General features: G+C 69.3%; 7 protein-coding genes and 1 pseudogene. 4 read left to right on the top strand and 4 right to left on the bottom strand.

The genetic code is table 11. The annotated features are described in order from the left end of the window. Nucleotides 1-671 (bottom strand): hypothetical protein (locus QH270_RS27020; protein WP_280346873.1); only part of this gene is annotated, 671 nt, incomplete at its 3' end. 706 nt (nt 672-1,377) lie between these two features. On the opposite strand from QH270_RS27020, the gene QH270_RS27025 reads away from it, so the two are divergent. The 3 genes from QH270_RS27025 to QH270_RS27035 all read left to right on the top strand — a co-directional run bounded on the left by QH270_RS27025 (nt 1,378) and on the right by QH270_RS27035 (nt 2,668). Continuing rightward, nucleotides 1,378-1,671 (top strand): WhiB family transcriptional regulator, encoded by a 294-nt coding sequence (locus QH270_RS27025; RefSeq protein WP_022567299.1) that lies wholly within the window; start codon nt 1,378-1,380, stop codon nt 1,669-1,671. Between the two features lie 126 nt (nt 1,672-1,797). After that, on the top strand, nt 1,798-2,415 hold the full coding sequence (locus QH270_RS27030; protein WP_373867072.1) for a sigma-70 family RNA polymerase sigma factor: 618 nt from the start codon (nt 1,798-1,800) through the stop codon (nt 2,413-2,415). A gap of 1 nt (nt 2,416) precedes the next feature. Beyond that, the gene (locus tag QH270_RS27035) at nt 2,417-2,668 is read left to right on the top strand and encodes an RskA family anti-sigma factor (RefSeq protein ID WP_110037081.1); all 252 of its coding nucleotides are present in this window, start codon (nt 2,417-2,419) and stop codon (nt 2,666-2,668) included. 62 nt (nt 2,669-2,730) lie between these two features. Here QH270_RS27035 and groL read toward each other — a convergent pair whose 3' ends face one another. Next, nucleotides 2,731-4,341, bottom strand: a complete 1,611-nt coding sequence (gene groL / locus QH270_RS27040) for a chaperonin GroEL (RefSeq protein WP_280346874.1) — start codon at nt 4,339-4,341, stop codon at nt 2,731-2,733. An 83-nt stretch (nt 4,342-4,424) separates the two neighbouring features. Next, the gene (gene groES / locus QH270_RS27045; protein WP_110037083.1) at nt 4,425-4,724 is read right to left on the bottom strand and encodes a co-chaperone GroES; all 300 of its coding nucleotides are present in this window, start codon (nt 4,722-4,724) and stop codon (nt 4,425-4,427) included. 361 nt (nt 4,725-5,085) lie between these two features. On the opposite strand from groES, the gene QH270_RS27050 reads away from it, so the two are divergent. After that, a complete protein-coding gene (locus tag QH270_RS27050) occupies nt 5,086-6,591 on the top strand; it encodes an Hsp70 family protein (RefSeq protein WP_280346875.1) in 1,506 nt (501 codons plus the stop codon). A gap of 69 nt (nt 6,592-6,660) precedes the next feature. Here QH270_RS27050 and QH270_RS27055 read toward each other — a convergent pair. Further along, a pseudogene (locus QH270_RS27055) lies at nt 6,661-6,997 on the bottom strand (hypothetical protein); the annotation flags it as partial.

Below are 6,997 nucleotides of genomic sequence, written 5' to 3' on the forward strand. Positions count from 1 at the left end.
CGCCCGGGGGCCGGTGCGCCCACCCCGGCGCCCAACACCGCGGCGGCCCCGCCCCGCGCCTCCCGGCCGGGCCCGCGGCCGGCGATATCGCCCGCGGCGGCGCGCGCGGCCGCGCGCGCGAGATCGCCCGTCGCCGCGGTGGCCGCGGCGACCAGCAGCGCCGACTTCACCCGGTGCCGGACCGAGCCGAGCGCGACGGCCAGTTCCACCGCCCGCTCGGCGTCGGCCAGTGCGGGCGCGGCCGCTCCCCCGGCGAGCGCGGTCTCCGCGCGCACCCAGTGCCAACGCACCGCGCAGCGATCCGGCGCTTCGGCCAGCAGCGGTTCCACCCGGCCGAGCAGGCGGTGGGCGAGGGCGAGCCTGCCCGTGCCGAGCGCGTCGGCGGCGAGACCGGTGAGCGCGTCGGCCATGGCCTCGGCCCGTGCGGGTCCGGTCGCCGCCGTGGCCAGCACGGCCGCGCGCCCGTCGAGGGTCGAGGCGGCCGCGTGTCCGCCGAGTTGGCGTACGAGGGAGCCGTGGGTACTCGCGGCGAGCGAACGCAGGGCGGGATCGACCCGGGTTCTGGCGAGGATCGACAGGTCGGCCCTGGCGGCGGCGTAATGCCCCTGACCACCGAGCGCGACGGCGCGATACCAGCGCTGGATCGGCGTCGCGGGTTCCGGCAACTCCACAGCGGATCGGCCGGGGGTAGGCCCGAAAGCTGTCGAAACGAGTGTTTCGGAACCGATATCCGCGGGTGAAGCCGTTGTCTGCACGCCGAGACTGTAGCCGCCCCGGTGCCGCGACGGTTCTCGTGATATGTCCCAGTCGCGCGGGATCAGCTACCGGTCAGCTTTTCTCCGGGGCCCCGATGTTGCCATCAGGTAAATCTCCGACCGTAGGCGCCTCTACCGCAATGTTTCGAATTCACATGCGTTTCGCGCAATTAACCTCGGCGCCCCGTTTCCGCCATCTGCGCGGTCCCGGGCGCCGGGCCACGTTGTGACCCGCACCACCCGCTCCGTGGGCCGTTCACCTGCCCATACACCGCCCCTGAGCGCACGACCTGGGAAAACAGCGGAACCAGGCGACACCCCTCAGGGACCGATCCATAGCCAACCGGACAGTATGTACGAATCGGAAGTGAAATGTAAACAGTTCGCAGGTTAAATTTCGGCGTTGTGGATTTGCGGAATCAATGCGCGGAACTATTGACGGAATTTCCCGCCTGCACCTAACGTAGCTCATCGCCGGGGTCGGCGCCGCGCGAAATTGCAGCGACCACCTCTCGGCGCACCGTCAGGCACCGTCGAGCCGGCCACCGCACCAGGTGGCGCGAAGACCTGCCGCACCACGTCGCTCGACAACGCTGACGAGCTCGCACCACAAGGAGTTCACATGCCCATGCCCACCCACCTCCCCGGTCCGAACGCCGACGTCTGGGATTGGCAGATGCGTGGCTCGTGCCGCGGTCAGGACTCCGCCGTCTTCTTCCACCCCGACGGCGAGCGTGGCCGCGCCCGTACCGCGCGCGAGATGCGCGCCAAGGAGATCTGCCGGGCCTGCCCCGTACTGATGCAGTGCCGTACACACGCCCTCAAGGTCAGCGAGCCGTACGGCATCTGGGGCGGCATGTCGGAGACCGAACGGGAGATGCACGCGCGCCGTAACCGGCGCCGCATGGCCGTGTAGATAGCTCGGCAAATCAAATCCCATCCGCCCGGCGTGGCGTGCCGAATCTCTAGCAAACAGCTGGCACGCGATCCAGAGGCACCCCGGGCGAAGGGAGGTCATAGCCGCGGGCTACATTCGTGACCGATGACACAGAATGGGTTCCGAAGCGAAGCCTTCCCACCGAGCGTGGATTCTGCGGTTACCGCACGCGCGGCCGAAGGAGTCGAGCTAGCTGCACTGTTGGAACGATGCGGCATGTCCGACCAGCAAGCCTTTGCCGAACTGTACGACCGGACGTCCGCACGCGTCTTCGGCCTGATCCTCCGGGTCCTCCACGACCCGGGATACGCGGAGGAGACCACGCAAGAGGTCTATCTCCAGATCTGGCGCACCGCAACGAGTTTCGACCCCACCAAGGGTTCCGCGGTGACCTGGCTGATGACGTTGGCACACCGACGGGCGGTCGACCGGGTTCGCGCCGAGCAAGCCCACACCCAGCGCGAGGTCGCGTACGGGGTACGGGTGCTCGGCAACGAATTCGACGAGGTCACGGAGGAGGTGGAACGCAGACTCGAACAACAGGCCGTCCAGCGCGGGCTCTCGACACTGACCGAGACCCAACGCGAGGCGATCTCGCTCGCCTACTACGGCGGGCGCACCTACGCGGAGGTAGCTCAGCACCTCGGCATTGGGTTACCGACCGTTAAGTCCCGTATACGGGATGGATTGACACGACTGAAGAAAAGTTTGGGGGTGACGTGAGATGAACGAAGCCCAGATCGATCTCGCGCACACCGTCGCGCTCGGATTGATCGACGACGAAGACCATCACGCCATTCAGACCATCATCGACAACGAAGATCCCACCCTCTGTTCCGATTTCCGGCGAGAGCTCCGCGGCACCCGCGAGGTTCTCGCCGTGATCGGAGCGAGCACCCCGACCCCGCCGCCCCCCTCCCTGCGCGCGCGTCTGCTGGCCGCGATCGAGGCCGAGGAACCCCCGGTAGCGAGCTAGCCCACCAACCACAAAGGCCCCCGAACCGCACTGCGGTCCAGGGGCCTTCGTCGTGCTGTGCGTCAGTGCGCGTGCCCGTGGTGGCCGTGGTCGTCGGCCTCTTCCTCGGGCTTGTCCACGATGGCGCTCTCGGTGGTCAGGATCATCCGCGCGACCGAGGCGGCGTTCACCACGGCGGAGCGGGTCACCTTGACCGGATCCACGACACCGTCGGTGAGCAGGTCACCGTAGGCGAGGGTGGCGGCGTTGAAGCCTTCCTTGCCCTCGGCGACCTTGCTGACGACGACGGAGCCGTCCACGCCCGCGTTGGTGGCGATCCAGAACAGCGGCGCCTCGAGGCCCTTGCGGACCACCTCGACGCCGATGCGCTGATCACCGGTCAGCGAGTCGCGCAGCTCGGCCAGCGCGGTCGCGGCCTGCACCAGGGCGGTGCCGCCACCGGGGACGATGCCCTCCTCGACCGCGGCCTTGGCGGCAGCGACCGCGTCGTCGACGCGGTACTTGCGCTCCTTGAGCGCGGTCTCGGTGGCCGCGCCGACGCGGATCACCGCGACGCCACCGGCCAGCTTGGCGAGGCGCTCCTCGAGCTTCTCGCGGTCCCAATCGGAGTCGGTGGCCTCGATCTCGCGGCGCAGCTGCGCGCCACGGGCGGCGACGTCCTCCGCGCTGCCCGCACCGTCGATGATGACGGTCTCGTCCTTGGTGACCACCACGCGCCGGGCCTGGCCCAGCTGCTCGATGCCCGCCTCGCGCAGGGTGATGCCGAGATCGGGGTTGATCACGGTGCCACCGGTGACGACGGCCAGGTCGTCGAGGAACGCCTTGCGGCGGTCACCGAAGAACGGCGCCTTGACCGCGACGGCCTTGATCGTCTTGCGGATGGAGTTGACCACCAGGGTGGACAGCGCCTCGCCCTCGATGTCCTCGGCGATGATGAGCACGGCCTTGCCGGACTCGGCGATCTTCTCGAGCAGCGGCAGCAGGTCGGGCAGCGAGCTGATCTTGTCGCGGTGCAGCAGGACGTAGGTGTCCTCCAGCACGGCCTGCTGGGTCTCGGGATCGGTCTGGAAGTAGGGCGAGAGGTAGCCCTTGTCGAACTGCACGCCCTCGGTGACGACGAGCTCGGTGTGCGTGCTCGACGACTCCTCGACGGTGACGACGCCGTCCTTGCCGACGGTGGTCAGTGCCTTGCCGACCATCTCGCCGATCTCCTCGTCGCGCGAGGAGACGGTGGCGACCTGGGCGATGGCCTGCTCACCGGAGACCGGGGTGGCCGCGGCCAGCAGCACCTCCGACACCTTCTCCGAGGCCAGCGCGATGCCCTGGCCGAGCGAGATCGGGTTGGCGCCGGCGGCGACGTTCTTCAGGCCGGCCCGCACGAACGCCTGAGCCAGCACGGTGGCGGTGGTGGTGCCGTCGCCCGCGACGTCGTTGGTCTTGGTGGCGACGCTCTTGACGAGCTGGGCGCCGAGGTTCTCGAAGGGGTCCTCGAGGTCGATGTCACGCGCGATGGTGACACCGTCGTTGGTCACGGTGGGGCCACCGAACGCCTTCGCCAGCACGACGTGGCGGCCGCGCGGGCCGAGGGTCACCTTGACGGCGTCGGCGAGCTTGTCGACACCGCGTTCCAGAGCCCGGCGAGCCTTCTCGTCGAACTCGATCTGCTTTGCCATAGAAGATTCAGCTCCTGTGTATGAACGCAGTCCGCCCCGGGTCGCGGGACGACGCCGGGGCGGAGTGCGAATGCGGCGTTGGCCTACTTGGTGACGACGGCCAGGATGTCGCGCGCCGAGAGGATGAGGTACTCCCCACCCTGGTACTTGATCTCGGTGCCGCCGTACTTGCTGTAGATGACGACGTCGCCTTCCTTGACGTCGACGGGGATGCGGTCACCCTTGTCGGTGATCCGGCCCTCGCCGACGGCGATGACGGTGCCCTCCTGCGGCTTCTCCTTGGCCGTGTCCGGGATGACCAGGCCGGAGGCCGTCGTCGTCTCGGCCTCGTTGGCCTGGACGAGGATCTTGTCCTCGAGCGGCTTGATGTTCACGCTCGCCACGTTGAGCCCTCCACTTTCAGGGAATTCGGTCGTCCGGAACTGTTGTTCCGGACCGGGTTTCGGTCAGCTTGCGACACTGCGCGTCAGCCCCGTCGTCGCGGGTGCCGGGACCCGAAGCCCAGTAGTCGACTGGCACAAGCACAGCTACACAGTGCCGACTAGCACTCTATACGTGAGAGTGCCAGCGCTCAAGGCCGGGTTCTGCCAATGTCGCGTTTTCGACACGCCCACACTCGACAGTGATCTTCACATCGCTTGCCACATTCTGTAACGTTCGCATAACAGGCTGTGAAAGGATATGTACAACGTTCCATTCGAGATGGTCGGCATCACAGAACCATCCGCTCGAAGGGAGGTGAACATGCGAACATCCCTCGGCATCTCCGCCGGGAACGAGGTGGTGTGCTCAGCACTGGTCGCCACCGGGCCAGCCGGTGAGCAGCACTTCGACTACCGGGTCGTGTCCGCCGACGCGGCACACTCCGATCTCGGCGATCTCGTGTCGTCCTCGATCGAGCTGATGACGACCCAGCTACCCGTCTCCCAGAGCGCCGGGCTCGGCGAACCACTCGGCCGTTACTCGGGCGCGCACCGCAGGGCCGAAGCGGGCCGTTCGCGGCCACCGACCAGCGTCGCCGTCGCCTACCGGAACAGGGAACAGGCACAGGCCATCCGCGCAGCCACCGCCCGGCATCGTGATCTGCGGCTGGTGCCGGAGGGCACCGCCGCCATGACCTATCTGCGCGATACCGGTTTACTCGATCGGTACGCCACCGTGGCCGTCATCGATCTCGGCGCGACGGGCCTCACCGTCACCGTCGTCGACTTCGCCGACACCGCGATCCTGCACACCGAGCGCACGCCGACACTGAGCGGCAACGCCATCGACGAGCTGATCTACCACCACCTCGTCGACCTGCACTACGCCCGGCGCGGCACCAGGCCCAACCGTGGCACCCTCACCAATCGCGGCAGGGCGGCGAAGGAGCACCTCTCGATCGCGCCCGCGGTCACCATCGACCATGTGGCCGGGCAGCCGCTCAAGCTCACCCGCTCCGACTTCGAGGAGCTCATCGGCGGGCTGCTGCGCAATATCGCGCTGTTCGCCTCGTCCGTGTTCAGCCGGGCGCCGAAGTACCCGGACGCTGTCGCGGTGATCGGCGGGTGCGCCAATATCCCCGCCGTCGTCGACACGCTGCAGACCCGGCTCGACGTGCCCGTGGTCACCGTGCCCGATCCGGAGGCCGTGATCGCCAAGGGCGCGGCGCTGGTCGCCGACGCCTCGGCTCCCTCGGCGTTACAGGCCGCCGCCCTGGGCGATTCGCCGAACGGCACGTTCACGAAGGTGGCCGGAACGCTGGCCGGTGCGGTCGTGGTCGTCGGTCTGGTGATCGGCTATGGCGTGCAGGCCATTTCGCCCGATACCCCCGATGTCACGCCGGCGGGCACCAGCAGTACCGTCCGGCAGCCGCCGCTGCCCGCCGTCCCGCAGCTGCCGCCCTCGAGCCAGTCCAACCGGGAGAGCAGCGACCGCACCGGCGTCACCGTCGCCCCGCCGACCACGGAGGCGGCGACCACTCCCCCGACGACGACACAGCCGTCCACCACGCCGTCCCCCTCCGCCACGTCGCCGAGCCCGAGCGGGCCGACCTCCACGACGGCGCCCACGCTGCGTCCCGATCCGAATCTGCCGGAGATCCCCTACCCCGAGTCGCCCCTCGGGCCGCTGAACAGCGGCTCCGCGGGCGGCCAGCAGCGCCCGTCGACGCCGAACACCTCACCCACCCAGCGGCCCTCCCGCGGCGGCCTGCCGATCCCGCCCGCCGCCTCCGTGCCGAACTCGGCACCTCTGCAGCTGGTCGACTAGCCGAGCCTGCATCCGCGGGCGACGAGCGCCGAGCCCAGCCGGCCGAATCCGGAGCCGACGACGGGTGCGCTAACCGCGCAGCGCGCTCACCGAGACAGGCAGACCGGGATCGGTCGCGACCGTCAGCTCCGCGGGCTGCGCGCCCGCCGCGATCACATGCGCGCCGAGTGCCGCGATCATCACGCCGTTGTCCGTGCACAACCGCGGCTTGGGCACGCGCAGGGTCAATCCCGCCGCGGCACACCGCTCCTCGGCGAGCGAACGGATGCGCGAGTTGGCGGTGGGGCCCCCCCCCCGGACGCTCGTGTGGGCGCCCACGGGGGGGGCCGCGCCCCCCGGCGGGCGGGGGGGGGCGGGGGCGCGCCCCCCCCCGGGGGGGGGGGGGGGGAAAGGGCATTGGGGGGGG

It is taken from the genome of Nocardia neocaledoniensis, assembly GCF_029868625.1.
In the GTDB taxonomy this organism is placed as follows: Bacteria; Actinomycetota; Actinomycetes; order Mycobacteriales; family Mycobacteriaceae; genus Nocardia; species Nocardia neocaledoniensis_A.